Origin of the sequence: Mesorhizobium sp. M0518 (genome assembly GCF_040321125.1) — a bacterium.
Lineage (GTDB): Bacteria > Pseudomonadota > Alphaproteobacteria > Rhizobiales > Rhizobiaceae > Mesorhizobium.
Genome location: NZ_JAMYQY010000027.1, coordinates 1 through 16,821, shown reverse-complemented (window position 1 = coordinate 16,821; position 16,821 = coordinate 1). Strand labels below are relative to the sequence as shown.

General features: G+C 62.1%; 19 protein-coding genes. 10 read left to right on the top strand and 9 right to left on the bottom strand.

Features of this window, described 5'->3' with window-relative positions:
- The first annotated feature begins 102 nt into the window (after positions 1-102).
- Positions 103-255 (top strand): hypothetical protein, encoded by a 153-nt coding sequence (locus tag NKI66_RS28445; protein ID WP_013532262.1) that lies wholly within the window; start codon positions 103-105, stop codon positions 253-255.
- Positions 256-321: 66 nt separating this feature from the next.
- On the opposite strand, the gene NKI66_RS28440 is transcribed toward NKI66_RS28445, so the two are convergent.
- Entirely contained in the window at positions 322-555 is a 234-nt protein-coding gene (locus NKI66_RS28440; protein ID WP_244506945.1) for a DUF982 domain-containing protein, read from the bottom strand.
- A gap of 113 nt (positions 556-668) precedes the next feature.
- Entirely contained in the window at positions 669-1,334 is a 666-nt protein-coding gene (locus NKI66_RS28435) for a GntR family transcriptional regulator (protein ID WP_023810215.1), read from the bottom strand.
- Between the two features lie 182 nt (positions 1,335-1,516).
- Here NKI66_RS28435 and NKI66_RS28430 point away from each other — a divergent pair, with 182 nt between their 5' ends.
- Together NKI66_RS28430 and NKI66_RS28425 are read left to right on the top strand one after the other, a co-directional pair.
- A complete protein-coding gene (locus tag NKI66_RS28430; protein WP_023810214.1) occupies positions 1,517-2,779 on the top strand; it encodes a multidrug efflux MFS transporter in 1,263 nt (420 codons plus the stop codon).
- A 39-nt stretch (positions 2,780-2,818) separates the two neighbouring features.
- Positions 2,819-3,193, top strand: a complete 375-nt coding sequence (locus tag NKI66_RS28425) for a DUF423 domain-containing protein (protein ID WP_352753714.1) — start codon at positions 2,819-2,821, stop codon at positions 3,191-3,193.
- A gap of 43 nt (positions 3,194-3,236) precedes the next feature.
- Here the strand turns inward: NKI66_RS28425 and NKI66_RS28420 are convergent, their stop codons facing one another.
- Complete coding sequence (locus NKI66_RS28420; protein ID WP_127288860.1) at positions 3,237-3,386, bottom strand: hypothetical protein; 150 nt, start codon at positions 3,384-3,386, stop codon at positions 3,237-3,239.
- A 60-nt stretch (positions 3,387-3,446) separates the two neighbouring features.
- Positions 3,447-3,590, bottom strand: coding sequence for a hypothetical protein (locus NKI66_RS28415; RefSeq protein ID WP_126068772.1), 144 nt, complete (start codon positions 3,588-3,590; stop codon positions 3,447-3,449).
- A gap of 155 nt (positions 3,591-3,745) precedes the next feature.
- On the opposite strand from NKI66_RS28415, the gene NKI66_RS28410 reads away from it, so the two are divergent.
- Positions 3,746-4,825 carry a LacI family DNA-binding transcriptional regulator gene (locus tag NKI66_RS28410; protein WP_128305702.1) on the top strand — a complete coding sequence of 360 codons (1,080 nt, stop codon included), beginning with the start codon at positions 3,746-3,748 and terminating at the stop codon, positions 4,823-4,825.
- A gap of 2 nt (positions 4,826-4,827) precedes the next feature.
- Here the strand turns inward: NKI66_RS28410 and NKI66_RS28405 are convergent, their stop codons facing one another.
- Positions 4,828-6,039: an OpgC family protein gene (locus NKI66_RS28405; RefSeq protein WP_128305701.1), complete on the bottom strand. Its 1,212-nt coding sequence runs from the start codon at positions 6,037-6,039 to the stop codon at positions 4,828-4,830.
- 202 nt (positions 6,040-6,241) lie between these two features.
- Between NKI66_RS28405 and NKI66_RS28400 the strand changes: the two genes are divergently transcribed.
- Positions 6,242-6,904, top strand: coding sequence for an alpha/beta hydrolase (locus NKI66_RS28400; protein WP_128305700.1), 663 nt, complete (start codon positions 6,242-6,244; stop codon positions 6,902-6,904).
- Between the two features lie 26 nt (positions 6,905-6,930).
- On the opposite strand, the gene sthA is transcribed toward NKI66_RS28400, so the two are convergent.
- Positions 6,931-8,319 carry a Si-specific NAD(P)(+) transhydrogenase gene (gene sthA, locus NKI66_RS28395; RefSeq protein ID WP_023810207.1) on the bottom strand — a complete coding sequence of 463 codons (1,389 nt, stop codon included), beginning with the start codon at positions 8,317-8,319 and terminating at the stop codon, positions 6,931-6,933.
- 208 nt (positions 8,320-8,527) lie between these two features.
- On the opposite strand from sthA, the gene NKI66_RS28390 reads away from it, so the two are divergent.
- The 3 genes from NKI66_RS28390 to NKI66_RS28380 all read left to right on the top strand — a co-directional run bounded on the left by NKI66_RS28390 (position 8,528) and on the right by NKI66_RS28380 (position 10,929).
- Entirely contained in the window at positions 8,528-8,998 is a 471-nt protein-coding gene (locus NKI66_RS28390) for an RDD family protein (RefSeq protein ID WP_352629775.1), read from the top strand.
- Between the two features lie 140 nt (positions 8,999-9,138).
- A complete protein-coding gene (locus tag NKI66_RS28385; protein WP_023810205.1) occupies positions 9,139-9,903 on the top strand; it encodes an arginyltransferase in 765 nt (254 codons plus the stop codon).
- 129 nt (positions 9,904-10,032) lie between these two features.
- Entirely contained in the window at positions 10,033-10,929 is an 897-nt protein-coding gene (locus tag NKI66_RS28380; RefSeq protein ID WP_023810204.1) for a DMT family transporter, read from the top strand.
- 12 nt (positions 10,930-10,941) lie between these two features.
- Here NKI66_RS28380 and NKI66_RS28375 read toward each other — a convergent pair whose 3' ends face one another.
- The gene (locus NKI66_RS28375; protein ID WP_352753711.1) at positions 10,942-12,156 is read right to left on the bottom strand and encodes an AI-2E family transporter; all 1,215 of its coding nucleotides are present in this window, start codon (positions 12,154-12,156) and stop codon (positions 10,942-10,944) included.
- A 318-nt stretch (positions 12,157-12,474) separates the two neighbouring features.
- Complete coding sequence (gene parC, locus NKI66_RS28370) at positions 12,475-14,727, bottom strand: DNA topoisomerase IV subunit A (protein ID WP_352611686.1); 2,253 nt, start codon at positions 14,725-14,727, stop codon at positions 12,475-12,477.
- Between parC and NKI66_RS28365 the strand changes: the two genes are divergently transcribed.
- Positions 14,683-14,952, top strand: a complete 270-nt coding sequence (locus NKI66_RS28365) for a hypothetical protein (protein WP_352611718.1) — start codon at positions 14,683-14,685, stop codon at positions 14,950-14,952. The genes parC and NKI66_RS28365 overlap by 45 nt on opposite strands.
- Positions 14,953-15,055: 103 nt before the next feature.
- Positions 15,056-16,246 (top strand): aq_1923 C-terminal domain, encoded by a 1,191-nt coding sequence (locus NKI66_RS28360; protein ID WP_352611685.1) that lies wholly within the window; start codon positions 15,056-15,058, stop codon positions 16,244-16,246.
- Between the two features lie 63 nt (positions 16,247-16,309).
- Here NKI66_RS28360 and NKI66_RS28355 read toward each other — a convergent pair.
- Positions 16,310-16,821: IS3 family transposase (locus NKI66_RS28355; RefSeq protein WP_352753709.1), on the bottom strand; the 512-nt coding region annotated here is incomplete at its 5' end.

Below are 16,821 nucleotides of genomic sequence, written 5' to 3'. Positions count from 1 at the left end.
CAAGCCTGGCCATCATCGACGCACTATCGCTTCAGCTGTTGTGTTTGACGGCTAATGCTCCTAGGCAGGACCAGAGCCGCGAGGCAGTGAAAAGGAGCCGATATGGCGCGACCACCAAATTACGATCAGGAACGCAAGGAACGCGACCGCCAGAAGGCGGCCAAGAAGGCCGAGAAGCTGGCAGCCAAGGTTGCAGCGAGGGAACGTTCGAAGCCCGAAGACGAGACTGAAGCCGAAACCGAAACGGCAAAGTGACGGCAAACGGCCCGCAGATGCGGGCCGCGCCTCAATTCGGATTGCCGCCCCGGATGTCGCCTTGTGTCAGGCCGGCGCCTTGTCGCTGACGAACACGTCCACTTCGCGTGCTGCCGCGATGAAGGCGCGCCTGGCGTTCATTGCCGGCTTGTCGCCGGCGAGTGCGTCATGGCAGGCCTGCAGGGCCGCGCGATGCTTGGGGCTGCGCTTGCCGGGCCAGCTGTTGAGGAGGTAGTCGGAAGCCTCACGCGCCGTGCGCAAGAGCTGAGTGCTTCCCGCCGCGACTGACTTCACAGTCACAGGTGTTTCAAATCGGTTGTTTTCCATGGCCGCTCCTTACGCCATCGGCGTCTGCGAAGCGAGGCGAAAGTGCGCATACGTCCAGACGCCGCTTTGCGCCCCTTCATCCACTCTTAAGCAGCAACGACGGCAAAGCCTCTGGCGCGAAGACCGCGCCGATCGTTGGCGAGCGACGTCACCAGCCGGTCGCGGCTGCCGACGATGTGGACCGAGAGCAGGCGCGCGGCTTCATCGGCGTCGCCAAGGCGCGTGGCCGCCAGAATGGCGCGATGTTCAGCCCAGGCGCGGGCAAGGGCCGCTTCGTCGCGAACCTCCAGCCAGCGCGCCCGCGACAGGCGCGTCATGGCATCGCGCACCGCCCTAAACAGGAATTCATTGCCCGACAGACGCGCCAGTTCGATGTGAAAATCCATGCCGACGCGATGCCATTCCTCGCGCGGCGTGTCGTTGTCGCAGGACTCGAGCATCGCCTCGATGACATCGACGGCGCTCCGGTCCGCCAGGCTGCATGTCAGGCGAAGCGCCGCAACCTCGACCGCATCCCTGTAGACGGCGATCTGCTCGAGTTCAGCCAGATTGATCGGCGACACCGTCCAGCCACGTCCGTCCCTGCCGACCAGGCCCTCGGTCTCAAGCCGCAGCAGTGCTGCCCTGACCGGGGTTCGCGACGCGCCGAAGCGGCTCTCGATCCAGCGCTCGGTCAGCTTCTCGCCGGGACCGATCTCGAGGCCCAGGATCATTTGCCGAAGCTGTTTCTCGACGCTCTGCATCTGCGACATTGTCGTTTTCCATTTTTTGATCGTTGCTGGCGATCGTCTTGCCGGCCGCCTTTTCCGATCACGTTTGAGACGGTCGCATTGACAGCGGTCAAGCTTGCGTCCATCAGGGGCACCATCTTGGTATTCCAATTTGGTATCCGCAGCAACCATCGATAAAGAGTTGCTGGGACAGGACATATGACATGCAGCAGCAGAGCACGCCCCCGGCAACCGACAGCACCTACAACATTCACTGGCGGCGCAATCTGTTCGTGTGCTTTGCCGGATCGTTTTCGACGCTTGTCGCCATGACGCTGCTTTTGCCATTCCTGCCGCTCTATATCGAGCAGCTCGGCGCCGAGGGCCACGCGGCGATCGTGCAATGGTCGGGGATTGCCTATGGCGCGACGTTCTTCGCGGCGGCGCTGGTGGCGCCGCTCTGGGGACGTCTCGGCGACCGCTACGGCCGCAAGGTGATGCTGGTTCGCGCCAGCTTCGGCATGGCCATATGCATGTCGCTGACCGGCATGGTGCAGACGGTCTGGCAGCTGGTGCTGCTGCGGCTGCTGATTGGGTTTGCCGGCGGCTATTCCTCGGGATCGACCATCCTCGTCGCCATGCAAACACCCAAGGAGCGTTCCGGCTGGGCGCTGGGCCTGCTGTCGGCCGGTATCACGGGTGGGGCTCTGGTCGGTCCGCTGGTTGGCGGCGCCCTGCCGCCGCTGATCGGCATCCGCGCCACCTTTCTCCTCTCCGGCGGCGTCATCTTCCTGGCGTTCCTGGCAACCACGTTTCTGATCAAGGAGAATCCCCGGCCGAAAACAGCGGACGCCGCAGCGACGCAGAAGCGGAAAGGCGGCTGGTCACAAATCCCCGACAAGCGGCCTGTCGTCGCCATGCTGGCGACCGGCATGCTGTTGAGCTTCGCCACCATGTCGATCGAGCCGATCATCACCGTCTATGTGCAGCAGTTGATTGCGGACCAAAGCCGCGTGACGCTGATATCGGGCGTCGTCATGTCGGCGGCGGCCCTTGGCGCCATCCTGTCGGCCTCGCGCCTCGGCAAGCTCGCCGACCGCGTCGGCCACTGGAACGTCATCATCGGCGCGCTTGCCGTCTCGGCGCTGCTGCTGATCCCGCAGGCCTTCGTCACGCAAAGCTGGCAACTCGTCGGCCTGCGTTTCCTGATGGGCCTGGCGCTGGGCGGGCTCTTGCCTTGCATCACCAGCGTGATCCGCCACAATGTTCCCGATGGGGTCGGCGGCAATGTGCTCGGGTTGTCGATTTCCGCCCAGTATGTCGGGCAGGTCGCCGGCCCCCTGCTGGGCGGCTTTGCCGGTGGTCATTTCGGCATGCGCTCGGTGTTTCTGGGCACATCCGTCTTGATGGCGGGGGGCGCGGTGTATAACTGGCTCGCACAGTCGCGCCGCGAGCAGGACATGCTCGCCAAAGCCGGCAAGTCCTGACGGGATTGGGCATCCCCCTGATATCACGGAGCCATGGACATGAGCACGGCCGAACGACCTTCCGATAGCAGCGGCCGTATCCTCGCCCTGGCCGGCGGCCTGTGCGGCGCCGCCGGCGTGGCGCTGTCGGCCGCGGCAGCGCATCTGGGCGGCGCCTTCGTCGGCACCGCCGCATCCTTCCTGCTGATGCATGCGCCGGTCTTCCTTGTCGCCGGATTGCTTGGCGCGAACCGGACCCTGCGCATCGGCAGCCTGATCCTGCTGGTCGGGCTCCTGCTATTCTGCGGCGATCTGCTGGCCCGCGATTTCATCGGGTCGCGGCTGTTCCCGCTGTCGGCGCCGACCGGCGGCACCTTACTCATCGCCGGCTGGCTGACGATCGCCGCCTCGGCGCTGGTGCGCGTGCGCTCCTGACGCCTCGGCGCGCCCGCCGGCACCAAACGTCAAAGCGTGGCTGCTAGTCTTGCCGACGCTCGGGCTTGATGAGCAATTCGCGATTGCGTCGCCGCAGCTTGGCCAACCAGCGCTCTTGCGGCCTTTTGGAAGCCGGCGCGATGCCCCAATAGTTGCGGTAGATGTCTTCGAACAGATAGCTGACGGGGTGCATGATGTGCTTCCTTTAGATTCTTGAATCGATCCAATCGACAGGCGCGAAAACCGACCCCGCTCAGCTCCGCTTGCGCTCCACAAGGAACCGCAACTCGCGAACCCATGGGCTGGCTTTGCCGCGGCGCTTCTGCGTCGTGGTGTTCGACGAGATGCTCCAGTCGTTGCGGTAAATGTCTTCGAACAGAAAATTGACGGGATGCATGGCACAACTCCCCTGAATATGTTGAATCGATCCAATTCAGAGAACCATCGCTCACTTGGATCGATTCAAATATACGCCTTGGCGAGGCTGCGATCAAGTCAAAATTTGAACCGATCCAACGAAAGTGTTAGATGGGAGGGATTCAGGAGACGAAGATGGCGCCACTTATCTCTGCAAAGACAAGACCGGTCCGGCTGGCGGACATTGCCAAGGCGGCCGGCGTGTCGCACGGCACCGCGTCCAACGTGTTCGCCCGTCCGGAGATCGTGCGTGAGGAGGTCCGCGAGCGGGTCAAGGCGGCAGCCGAGGCCATGGGATATGGCGGCCCCGATCCCAAGGGCCGGCTGCTGCGCGCCGGCAAGGTCAATGCCATCGGTGTCGCGACCGCGGAACCCCTCTCCTATTTCTTCGACGACCCCTTTGCCCGGGTGATGATGGCCAGCATCTCGCAGGCTTGCGACGCGACCGGTGCGGGGATTTCGCTGGTCTCCGCAGCCAACAACGAACAGCTTGCCTGGAACATACAGAGTGCGCTGGTCGACGGTTTCATCGTCTTTTGCGTCGATGGCGGTTCAAGGCTGGTCGAACTGGCGCGTGAACGCAAACTCCCCTTTGTCGCGCTCGATCTCGATTCGGACGACGACGACGCCGTTGCAGCGATCGGCGTCGACAACATCGCCGGGGCTGGCCTGGCGGCCCGCCACCTGACCGAACTCGGACATCGCCGCTTTGCCGTGCTTGCCCTGCCCGTCGCGGACTCCGGCTTCGGCCCCACCACAAGGGAGCAGATGGAGAAGGCCCTCTATTCCGGGACGCGCGACCGCCTGCGTGGCTATTTCGCGGAACTCTCCCGCGTCGACATCGACGTCGAGCGTGTGCCGATCTACGAAACCGTCAATGACGAGGAAAGCGTGCGGGCCGGCCTCGATCATATTTTCGCCGGCGCCGAGACCCCGACCGCCATCCTGGCTATGTCAGACAGGATGGCCTTGCATGCATTGGACTGGCTGCGGCAGCGTGGCGTCACGGTACCCGGCGACGTTTCGATCGTCGGCTTCGACGGTGTTCCGGAAGGAGCGGTTTCCAGTCCGCCGCTGACCACGATCGTCCAGCCGATCGCCGAGATGGGCCGTCTTGCCGTCAAGGCGATCCTTGAAAATGATGGCTCGTTCAGCCGGCAATCGCTGCCGGTCCAACTCGTGGTGCGAGCTTCATCCGGCCCCTCGCCCGCCTAAGCTCAACGGCCCATTCTTGTCGCCATGGTCGGCATCGCGAAGGATGCAGCATGGACGGGCGGTGCGGCGTGAGCCGGCCTGCTTTTGGCGGACCAGCCAAGTCCCGAAAGCCATTCGAGATAGTAGGCAAGCGCGAACTGCATGACGATGCCGGCCGATATCAACAGGCTGTCATAGGCAAATCCGCCCGGATTGATCAGCTTCAGCACCTGCGCCGCCATCGCGAGCACCGTGCCGGCAATGAAAACCGGCAACGATCGTTTGCCCAATATGGCAAGCGGATGATCGCGCCCGGTGCGAAACAGGTTCGAGATGGCGGGGAATGCCACGATCAGGTAGCTCACCGCCAATATATGCAGCAGCCTCGGCAGCGACAGAAATGTCTTGTCGAAGCCGGTCAGCACCGGAGGCAGGCCCAACCAGGAGATATGCCCCCAAAGCGGGCTGTGCACCCAGACCAGCGCGGTTGCGGTGTAGGCCAAGGCAGCGCCAACCAGCCAGCGATTGACCGGGATGATGCCGCCGCGACGCACATGCAGCGTGCCTGCCAGGCCGATGTTGAAAAGGAACTGCCACGACAGCGGGTTGAGAAACCAGAAGCCGGGCTCGGGATAGTTGGGCGGAGCAATTTGATAAACCCCCGCGACCAGCCACAGGGCGCCGGAGGCGACCAGTGCCGAGACCGGCCGATAGCTGACAATGAGCAGGAACACCGGCGTCAGCAAGAGCAGCACCGCATAGACGGGCAGTATGTTGTTGTAGCCGAGTTGGTGGCCGAGCGTCACGATGCCGATCAGCACCTGCGGCGTATTCTTGATCAACGGCTCGATGTTGATCATCGTCAGAAGCTCCGGCCGCCTGACGAACACTGCCGCCGCGCAGAAGATGGCCATCACCACCATGGTGGTGACGATGTGGGCGGCATAGAGGACACCGGCGCGGCGCCACATCTTCAACGTTGCCAGCAGCCGGTTACCAGGTTGGAATTTCCTGCCATAGGCAAGTGCGACCGAGATGCCGGAGATCAGTACGAAGACTTCCGCCGCATCGGAAAAGCCGAAATTCTTGTAGGTCAGATACTCGAAGGCGGTACCTGGCACATGGTCGACATAGATGGTCAGCAAAGCGAGAGCACGGAGCACGTCTATGCGCGTGTCGCGCTCAGTGCGATCCGGGACACGCGCATCGCGGTCCGGGGAAATCTGGGTGGTCATCGACAAAAAGGCCTCAAAGCTGGTTGTTCATACCGCGCAATGCGACCCCCGGCGCACCGCTTCGATTCCTCCCGAAGGAATGTTATCGGCGGAGAAACGGACTGTAATGCGCCCGGTTCAATCAACTTTCGCGGAGCTTGAAAATATTGCGTTTTGAAGCCGGCAAATTGAGCGAAACCTCATATAATCAAGAGGATGCGCGATGATCGAAGAGACCTCACAAGATGGTGCGCTGCGGCGCGATCTCGCCTTCAGCTACCGGCTTTACAGTCCGGCGGATTCAACCGGCGAATGTCTCTTCCTGCTGCATGGATCGGGTGTCGACGAGACGACATTGGTGCCGCTGGCACGAGAGATCGCACCGCGGGCCAAGCTGATCGCGGTGCGTGGCCGCATTGTCCAGGAGGATGGTTTCCGCTGGTTCGGGCGCATCACGCCGACGCGCTTCGAACAGCACAGCATCCGCACCGAAACCGATGCCTTTGCGGGCTTCGTCGCCGACGCGGCCAGACGCCACCATCTCGATCTCTCACGCGCGACGTTCCTCGGCTATTCGAACGGCGCCAATCTGATTTCGAGCCTGATGCTGCTGCATCCGGCTCTTATAGAGCGCGCCGCACTGCTGCGGCCGATGCCGGTGCTCGATGATGTGCCGGCGACGGATTTGTCAAAGGTGCGCGTCCTGATGATCGCCGGCGCCGCGGATCTCACCTATTCGCCCTTCGCCCCTGCTCTGGTGACATTGCTCAGCCAGCATGGCGCCGAGATCGACGCCCGGATTGTCCCATCAGGTCATGAATTCGGCAGCGCTGACGCGGCAATCGTCAGGCAATGGCTGCCGGGATCGGCGGCGCAGGCAGGCTGACGGACTCACCAGCATGACCAGTCTGCCTACCCTCGTCCCATCCTGTTCCAGGCATCCAGTCCGGCGATCTTGTAGGCTTCGGCGAGCGTCGGATAGTTGAAGGTGTTGTTGACGAAGAAGTCGACGGTGCCGCCGAGATTGATCACCGCCTGGCCGATGTGGATGAGCTCGGTGGCGCCCTCGCCGATGATGTGCGCGCCGAGCAGACGGCGCGTTTCGATCGAAAAGAGCAGCTTCAGGAAACCGGTGTTGACGCCCATGATGTGGCCGCGCGAGGTTTCGCGAAAGCGCGCTACGCCGACCTCATAGGCCGCACCGCTTTCACGCACCTGTTCCTCGGACTGGCCAACCGTCGAGATTTCCGGCACCGCATAGATGCCATAGGGGAATGTTTCCGGTGGCGGCGGCAAAGGCACGCCGAAGGCATGGCAGGCGGCCACCCTGCCCTGCTCCATCGACGTCGAGGCCAGGCTCGGAAAGCCGATGACGTCGCCGGCGGCGTAGATGTTCGGCACTCTGGTCTGGAACGTATGCGGATCGACCTTGATACGGCCCCTGGAATCGGCGTCGATACCGACCACATCGAGGCCCAGGCTGCCGACATTGCCGGTGCGACCGGCGGCGTAGAGCACGACCTCGGAACGGATAGTGCGGCCATCGGCCAGTTCCACCTCGGCGGCATCAGGCTTGGAGCGGATTTCCTTCACCGCGCTGCCCAGCCGGATGGTCATGCCACGATCGCGCATCTGGTGGATGAAATCGTCGACGATCTCGCGGTCGACGAAATCGAGGATGGAGTTGCGCGGCTCGACCAAGGTTACCGGCACGTCAAGCGCGGAAAAGATCGTGGCATATTCGACCCCGATGACGCCGGCGCCGATCACGGTCAGCGTGCGCGGCAAGCGATCAAGCTCCAGCATCTCGTCACTGTCGAAGACGCGGGTCTTGTCGAAAGGCACGTCGCGCGGCCGGTGCGGCCTGGTGCCGACCGCGATCAGCGCATTGGCAAAACCGACCTCGCTGTAATCGCCGGTGTCGGTGGTCAGGCTGACCTTGTTGGGGCCAAGGAATTTGACCGCAGCCCGGGCGCTCTTGACCGTGTTGCGCATGAACTGGTGCTGCAGCACCTCGACCTCATGGTCGAGCGTCTTGTGCAGGCGCTCGACCAGATCGCCGACCGAGATATCCTGCTTGACCCGGTAGCCGCGCCCGTAGAAGCCGCGCTCACGCCAACCCGAAAGGTTGAGCACCGTTTCGCGCAGCGTTTTCGACGGGATGGTGCCGGTATGCACCGAGACACCGCCCAGACGCCGGCCGCGATCGACCACCAGCACCGACTTGCCGAGCTTGGCCGACTGCACCGCGGCCCGGCGACCGGAAGGGCCGCTGCCGATGACCAGCATGTCGTAGTCCATATTGCCCCGTCCCCTGCCATGTGCGCTTTTGTTGCGCCGCAGCAAGCTAATGCTATCCGCGCCGCAAATTCAACCGGTTCAGATTGCGCCTGGCGCCTTGAAGGCCGGCGCACCGCAAGAAGCTCGATCTTGATTCCGCCACAGGCCTTCACCATTTCATGGCTGAGCGGTCCGCACCCTATGTCGGACCTTGTTACGAGGAAATGACATGGACGCGCGCGTTCTCGACGGCGAAATCATCACCAGCAGGCTCGACGATGTCAGGGCCTATGACGGTGTGCGCACGAAGCGCATTCTGGCTTTCGTAATCGACTATGTCATCGTCGCGCTGCTTACCATTCCGTTTGCCATTCTGGTGTTCTTCCTCGGGCTTTTGACCCTCGGGCTTGGCTGGATGCTGTTCGGCATCCTGGTACCGGCCGTCGCCATCCTCTACATCTGGAACACGCTGGGCAACACCGACCAGGCCACCACGGGCATGAAGATGATGGGCATCCGCCTTGACCGGCTCGACGGCAGGCCGATCGACGGCCTCACCGCGGTCGTCCATTCGGTGCTGTTCTGGGCCGGCAATGTCATCCTGTCGCCGCTCGTCCTGCTGGTGACGCTGTTTTCCGACCGCAAGCGCACCTTGCACGATCTTTTGCTTGGCACGGTCGTCAGCCGCACCGACCGCTGAAACGGCCCTCTGAAGAGCAGTCGCAACTGATTGAGCACAAATGTGAAGGCGTCGAGTCGACCACGCCCACACAATCCTGTTGAATTTTTCGCCGTCCGCGCCAAAGGTAGAGCGATTCGAAGGAGTGTTTCCAAGGCTCGATGACGCAGCATCCGACCCAGTCGCCGCAGTTCTTCCTGACCGCGCCTTCGCCGTGCCCCTATCTCGACGGCCAGTTCGAGCGCAAGGTGTTCACGCACCTGGTTGGCGACAAGGCGGCGGAGATGAACGACCTCTTGACGCAAGGCGGCTTCCGGCGCTCGCAGAATATCGCCTACAGGCCGGCCTGCGAGACCTGCCGCGCCTGTGTTTCGGTACGCATCCTCGCCCAGGAATTCGTCGCCAGCCGCAACATGAAGCGCGTGCTGCAGCACAATTCCGACCTCGTCGGCCACATGCACAATGCCGAGCCTTCGACCGAACAATATTCCCTGTTCCGCAGCTATCTCGACGCCCGCCACCGCCGTGGCGGCATGTCCGACATGACGGTGCTCGACTATGCGATGATGGTCGAGGATACCCATGTCGACACCAAGGTGATCGAGTATCGGCGGCGTGGACCCGATACGTTCATCACCGGCAAGGGACAGGGCGAGCTGATCGCGGTGGCGCTCACCGACAAGATGGCCGACGGCCTGTCGATGGTCTATTCCTACTTCAATCCCGATTTCGAGGAACGGTCGCTCGGCACGTTCATGATCCTCGACCACATCGCCCGCGCCAGGGCGATGGGCCTGCCCCATGTCTATCTCGGCTACTGGGTCAACGGCTCGCGCAAGATGAATTATAAGATGCGCTTCATGCCGCAGGAGCATCTCGGCCCGAAGGGCTGGGAGCGCTACACCAACGAAGCGGTCGCGCGCTGATTAGTCTTTCCCAAGTCCGGGCTTAAACATTTTCAATCGAGACGATGCTGGTCTTTCCGCTGGTTGGCGGAGAGCGTGAGATTGCGCCGGTCCGCCATCCTCTCCCGAATTCATTGTGAAAGTCGCTGCATGTCATCTCACGATACTCACACCAAAGGACTTCTGCTCACCGCATTTGGCGGGCTGACGCTGACCGTGGATATCCCGCTGATCCGGCTCGCCCACGGCGAGGCGTGGACAATCTTGCTGCTGCGCACCGGCTGCACCTTGGCCGCGGCACTGATCATGTGGACCATCTGGCGCTCGTTCAGCAAGAATGCGCCGCAGCTGATACCTGGCTGGTCGGGCCTGATCGTTGCCGCGATCTACGGGCTCGGCGCGATTGCGTTCATCACAGGCGTCTACAACACCTCGACCGCCAACCTGGTGTTCATCCTGGCCTTCACAACCATGTTCGCCGCGCTGCTTTCATGGGTGTTCCTGAAGGAGCGGCCGCGGCCGCTGACCCTTGCGGCATTGGCCATGATGATTGTCGGCGTCGTCATCATCGTCGGCGATTCCGTCGGCACCGGACATCTGTTCGGCGACCTGATGGCATTGTGTTCGGCCTTCCTGATCGCCTGCGCCATCACCATCTCGCGCGCCAGCGGCAAGGACATGGGCTTTACCTCACTGATCGGCGTCGTCCTGCCTTTAGGGCTGGCGGCGTTCATGGTCTCCAAGACCGGCTTTCAGGTGGAGGCGCCATGGTGGATCATCCTCAACGGCGCCGTCATCATGCCGATAGCGTTCTTCTGCCTTGCCACCGGGCCGAAATACATTTCGGGCCCTGAAGTGGCGATGTTCTACCTGCTTGAAACCGTGCTGGCGCCAGTCTGGGTGTGGATGATCTTTGCCGAAACACCGACGCGCAACAGCCTGATCGGCGGCGGGATCCTGATCGTCACACTGGTCGCGCATTCGCTGTGGCAACTTCACGAGGGACGCAAGCGGCGTGGCGACCTTGCGGTGCAACATCCGGTCTGAGGTGCGTTGAGATCAAGCGCTGGCCTTCTCCGCCACGTCAGGTTCCGGCAGGACCTCGATTTGCGGACCGGCTTCGATTTCGGCTGCCGAGCCCGGGACGATGTCGTCGGCCATTTCAACCTCGCGCAGCCATTCGCGCCAGATCGCGACCAGCAGGGCCATCAGCACCGGGCCGATGAACAGGCCGAGAAACCCCATGGTCTTGACGCCGCCGATCAGCCCGAAAAAGGTCGGCAGGAACGGCAGTTTTATCGGCCCGCCGACGAGCTTCGGGCGCAATGTCTTGTCGACGATGAACAGTTCGACCGCACCCCAGATGAACAGCGCCAGCCCGGCCATCGGCGACCCGCTGGCGGCGAGGTAGATCGAGACCAGCGTGAAGGACAGCGGTGCACCGCCGGGGATCAGCGCCATGACGCCGGTCAGGGCGCCGAGTGTTACCGGTGACGGCACGCCGGCCAGCCAGTAGGCAATGCCCAGCACCAGGCCTTCGCCGATGGCGATGACCGTCATGCCGGTCACCGTCGACGAGATCGTTGCCGGCACGACGCGCGAGATCCGCTCCCATCTGGTCGGCAGGATGCGCTCGCCGAGACGGTCGACCTGGCCGGCAAAATGCTCGCCGTCGCGATAGGCGAAGAACAGCGCGATCATCATGAACAAAAGCGTCAACAGCAGCCCGAACGCGCTGCCGCCAGCCGCCAGCACACCGCGATAGATGCTGCCGATATTGGCGCCGCTGACCAGCTGGATCAGTTCACCAATGCCGCCCGGATGGCCGAAATTGGTCGTCCACTGCTGGTTCAGCCACTCGCCCACGACAGGCAGCGTGACGATCCAGTGCGGTGTCACCGCGCCATGACGGTTGGTCTCGATCGCCCAGGCGACCCATTCGCGGACCTCGTTGATCGCATAGGTGCCGGCGAGCGCGATCGGGATCACCAGGAAGGCGAGGATGAAGAGGATGGCTAAGGTCGCGGCGATGGTGCGGTTGCCACTGACCGCGACAAGCAGGCGGCGGTAGAGCGGCCAGCTGGCGAAAGCGATGACGAGCGCCGCCAGCACCGGAAACAGGAAGCCGTGGAAGAAATAAACGCCGGCGGCGACGATCAGCACCAGCAGCCAGCGCGCCGCCGACAGCGGCGGGATGACGGCGGACCTGAGCGGCGTCGACAGGCCGAACAGGCGTTGCTGCCGTTCCGGTTTCTGGACTTTTGCTTCCTTCAAACGCCTGGCTCTCCCAAACACCCCTCCTGTCTATGCACTGATATAGTGCAGCAATCGTGACGATAGTCCAAATGGTGATGGAGTTGCGCGCGCCATTGGCGTCGCCGCGGGCCAGCACCCCCCTCTGTCCTGCCGGACATCTCCCCCGCAAGGAGGGAGATTGGCTGTCATGTCGGCTTTCGCAAATCGCCAACATTGGAAAGCGGGCAGAAAGGGCGAAGCTTCCGATCTCCCCCCTTGCGGGGGAGATGTCCGGCAGGACAGAGGGGGGTGTGAAGGATTGCTAGCGCCTGAGATTTTCAAACCTGAAAACTGCCGCTACCCAAATTTCCCCGTCCTCGGGAATCCCTTCGGCACCATGCGTCCGGCTGAGGCGCGGGCGCCGATCCACTCAGTCAGTTCCTCACGCGACCGGATGAAAGTGCGGTCGGCCGAATCCTGCCAGGATAGGCCGGTCTCCAGCGTGAACGGCTTGAGGTCGAGAAGGCCGCCATCCTTGTATTTCTGCAGCCGCACGCCCTTGCCGCGGCCCATTTCCGGAATCTCGGAGAGCGCGAACACCAGCATCTTGCGGTTCTCGCCGACGATGGCGAGATGGTCACCGGTGACCGGGATGCAGCGCTTGGCTTCGTCCGGCGCCTTGACGTTCATCACCTGCTTGCCCTTGCGGGTGTTGGCGACGACTTCCTCTTCCGGCACGATGAAGCCATTGGCATCATGCGAGGCCAGCAGCAGCTTGCGTTTCGGGTCATGAACGAAGGCGGTGACGATGTCCTGGTCATTGTCCATATCGACGATGATGCGGATCGGCTCGCCATGGCCTCGCCCGCCAGGCAGCCGGTCGGCGCCGATGGTGTAGAATTTGCCGCCGGTGGTGAAGACCAGCACCTTGTCGGTGGTCTGGGCATGGAAGGCGAGCTTGAGGCTGTCGCCCTCCTTGAAGGTCAGCGTCGAGAGATCGGCCAAATGCCCCTTCATCGCCCGCAGCCAGCCTTTTTCCGAAACCACCACGGTGACCGGTTCGCGCTCGATCATGGCATGGGCAATGTCGGTCAGATCATGCTCGGGCGCGTCGGCGAATTGCGTGCGGCGCTTGCCGAGCTCGGTCTCCGGGCCGAACTTGTCGCGGATGTTGGTGACTTCCCACTTGATCGTCGCCCACTGCTTCTCGTTTGAAGCAAGCAGTGCCTCGATCTGTTTTTTCTCCGCGCTCAGGCCATCGAATTCCTTGCGGATCTCGAATTCTTCAAGCTTGCGCAGCGCGCGCAGGCGCATGTTGAGAATGGCTTCGGCCTGGTTGTCGGTGAGCGACCAGCGGGCCATCATGACCTGCTTTGGCTCGTCCTCCTCGCGGATGATCCTGATCACCTCGTCGATGTTGAGGTAGGCGATCAGGTAGCCGGCAAGTATCTCCAGCCGTCTTTCGATTTCGCCGAGCCGGTGTTTCGAGCGGCGGATCAAAACCTCGCGGCGGTGCTCGAGCCACTCCTGCAGCACGCCCTTCAGCGACAGCACGTTGGGCACCTTGCCGCGCGACAGGACGTTCATATTGAGCGGGAAGCGGCTTTCGAGCTCGGTCAGCTTGAACAGCGATTCCATCAGGATGCCGGGATCGACCGAACGGCTCTTCGGCACCAGCACGACGCGGACGTCCTCGGCGCTTTCGTCCCTGATGTCCTCGAGCAGCGGCAGCTTGCGTGCCATCAGCAGCTCGGCGATCTTCTCGATCAGCCGCGCCTTCTGCACGCCGTAGGGGATTTCGGTGACGACGATGCTCCAGGTGCCCCTGCCCTGGTCCTCCTGGAACCACTTCGAGCGCACGCGGAAACCGCCGCGGCCGGTTTCGTAGGCTTCGAGGATCGAGGCGCGGCTGTCGACGATGATGCCGCCGGTCGGGAAATCCGGCCCCTGGACAAAGTCCATCAGCTTCGCCACCGGCGCGTCCCGGTTTTCGATCAGGTGCAATGCGGCATCGCAAAGCTCCGCGGCGTTGTGGGGCGGGATCGATGTCGCCATGCCCACCGCGATGCCGGACGAGCCGTTGGCCAGCAGATTCGGAAAGGCGCCGGGCAAAACCACCGGCTCCTCGTCTTCTTCATTGTAGGTCGGCCGATAATCGACGGCATCCTCGGTGATGCCGGACAACAGTTCGGTCGCCACATCGGTCATGCGCGCTTCGGTGTAGCGCATGGCGGCGGCGTTATCACCGTCGATGTTGCCGAAATTGCCCTGCCCGTCGACCAGGGGATAGCGCATCGAAAAATCCTGCGCCAACCGCACGAGCGCGTCATAGATCGACTGGTCGCCATGCGGGTGGAACTTGCCCATCACCTCGCCGACGATGCGGGCGCATTTGGCAAAGCCCTGGTCGGGGTTGAGCCGCAGCAGGCGCATGGCATGCATGATGCGGCGATGGACCGGCTTCAGTCCGTCGCGCACGTCGGGCAGCGCCCGGTGCATGATGGTCGACAGCGCATAGGCGAGATAGCGCTCTTCCAGCGCCTTCTTCAGATCGACCGGCTCGATATGATCGCCACCGCCATTTTCAGGCGGCAAAAGCCTTTTTCCCATGGGCTCGGACTAGCCGAGCGGGTGATTCTCGGCAAGAGCCCGACAGAGATACCGGCCCTTCTGCAACATGAAACCGCACCGCGGGGGATGTCGGCCAACATCAGGCTGTTACATGCGGGTTCTATGGCCAAGCGTGACGATATCCGGCTATCGGCTCTTCATGACAAATTCACCGGTTTGCGCAAAGACGGCGGGATCAGGTTTGCCTTTCACCGCGATTTTTGACCATTGTGCCGGGACACGCCTTTTTCCGGTCCAGTTCGTCACGGAATGGTGATGGCGCAAATAATTGAAAAAACAATTTCAGGACACTCTCAGGGACCTTGCGATGACAATCAAACGCTCAACTCTCAAGAAACTGGCTTTTTCGACCTTCTTGCTCACGCTGCCGCTGAATGCGGCCCTCGCACAGGATACGGCAGTGGCCGACCGGCTGAAGGCCGCGCTTGTCGCACAAGGTGTCGACATCACCTGGACCGGCGTGACCGGCGACAACACCAGCATGGTGCTGCAGGGCGTTGCCATCAAACCGGCGGCGGAGAAGGAAGCGCTTCCCATCGGCGACGTCAAACTCGAAGGTGTGACCGAGGCAAATGGCGGCTATGCCATCGCCACCGTATCGACGGCTGCCTTCACACACAGCAAGGACGGCGTCACCCTCGACCTCAGCCCCTTCGTCATCCATGACATGACAGTTCCGGCCGACGGCGCCACCGGCCCGCTCGGCTCGCTGATGATGTACAAGTCCGCCGAACTCTCGAACATGACCGTCAAGGTCGCCGACAAGACCGCCTTCTCGATGGACGGGCTTGCCATCGAAATCACGCCGCCGGCGGACGGCAAGGCAATGGAATTCACCGCCACCACGGAGAAATTCAACGCCGACCTGACGCTGGTGGACGATCCCAAGTCCAAGGAAGTCATCAACGCGCTCGGCTACCAGAACATCGCGGGCAATCTCGAAATGGCCGGCACCTGGCAGCCCACGGACGGCAAGATGGAACTGTCGAAATACGACATCTCGGTCGAGAATGCCGGCACGCTCGGCATGACCTTCAATCTCGGCGGCTACACGCTGGATTTTATCAAGTCGCTGCAGGAAATGCAGAAGAAGATGGCGGCACAGCCTGAAGGCGCCGACAATTCGGCGCAAGGCATGGCCATGCTCGGCCTGTTGCAGCAGCTTTCGTTCAACAGCGCCTCGATCCGCTTCGACGACGATTCGCTGACCAACAAGGTGCTGGACTATGTCGGCAAGCAGCAAGGCATGTCCGGCAAGGACATCGCCAACCAGGCCAAGGCGATAGTGCCGTTCGGCATGGCGCAGCTCAACAACCCAGAACTGACGGCGCAGGTTACGGCCGCGGTCAGCAAATTCCTCGACGATCCGAAGAGCCTCGAAATCTCGGCCGAGCCGCCGGCATCCGTGCCGTTCGCACTGATCATGGCGGGCGCCATGTCCAACCCGCTCGACCTGCCGAAGACGCTCGGCGTCACCGTCAAGGCCAACGAAGACTGATCGAAGCGATCTTAAGATGCGAAAAACCCGCCTGTGTGAACTGACCCCTTAAAGTTGGACAGTTTAAGGTGGCGGCAGATTTAAGGGCTGGGTTCTGTATTGCACAGGGCTCAGCCCTTTCAGTTTCAGTTTGATGCGATCATGATTGTTGTAGTGGATGTAATCCTCGATGCTGGCCTTGAGGCTCTGAACGTTCTCGAAGGTATTGGGGTAGAAGAGCTCGGATTTGAGTGTTGCGAAGAAGCTCTCGATAGGTGCGTTGTCGAGGCAATTGCCTTTGCGTGACATGCTCTGGGCAATGCCTCGTGCCTGGAGCCTGCGCTGGTAGGCAGGCGTCTGATACTGCCATCCCTGATCGGAGTGTAGGATGGGCCGTTGGGTTTGATCGAGCCGGTCCAGCGCTCTGGCGAGCATATTTTCCACCAGCTTGAAGAGCGGTCGCCTTGCGGTCTCGAAGGCGATGATCTCGCCGTTATAAAGGTCCATGACCGGTGAGAGATAGAGCTTGTCGCCCGCCAGGTTGAACTCCGTCACATCGGTCACCCATTTATGGTTGGCGCTGTCAGCGTTGAACT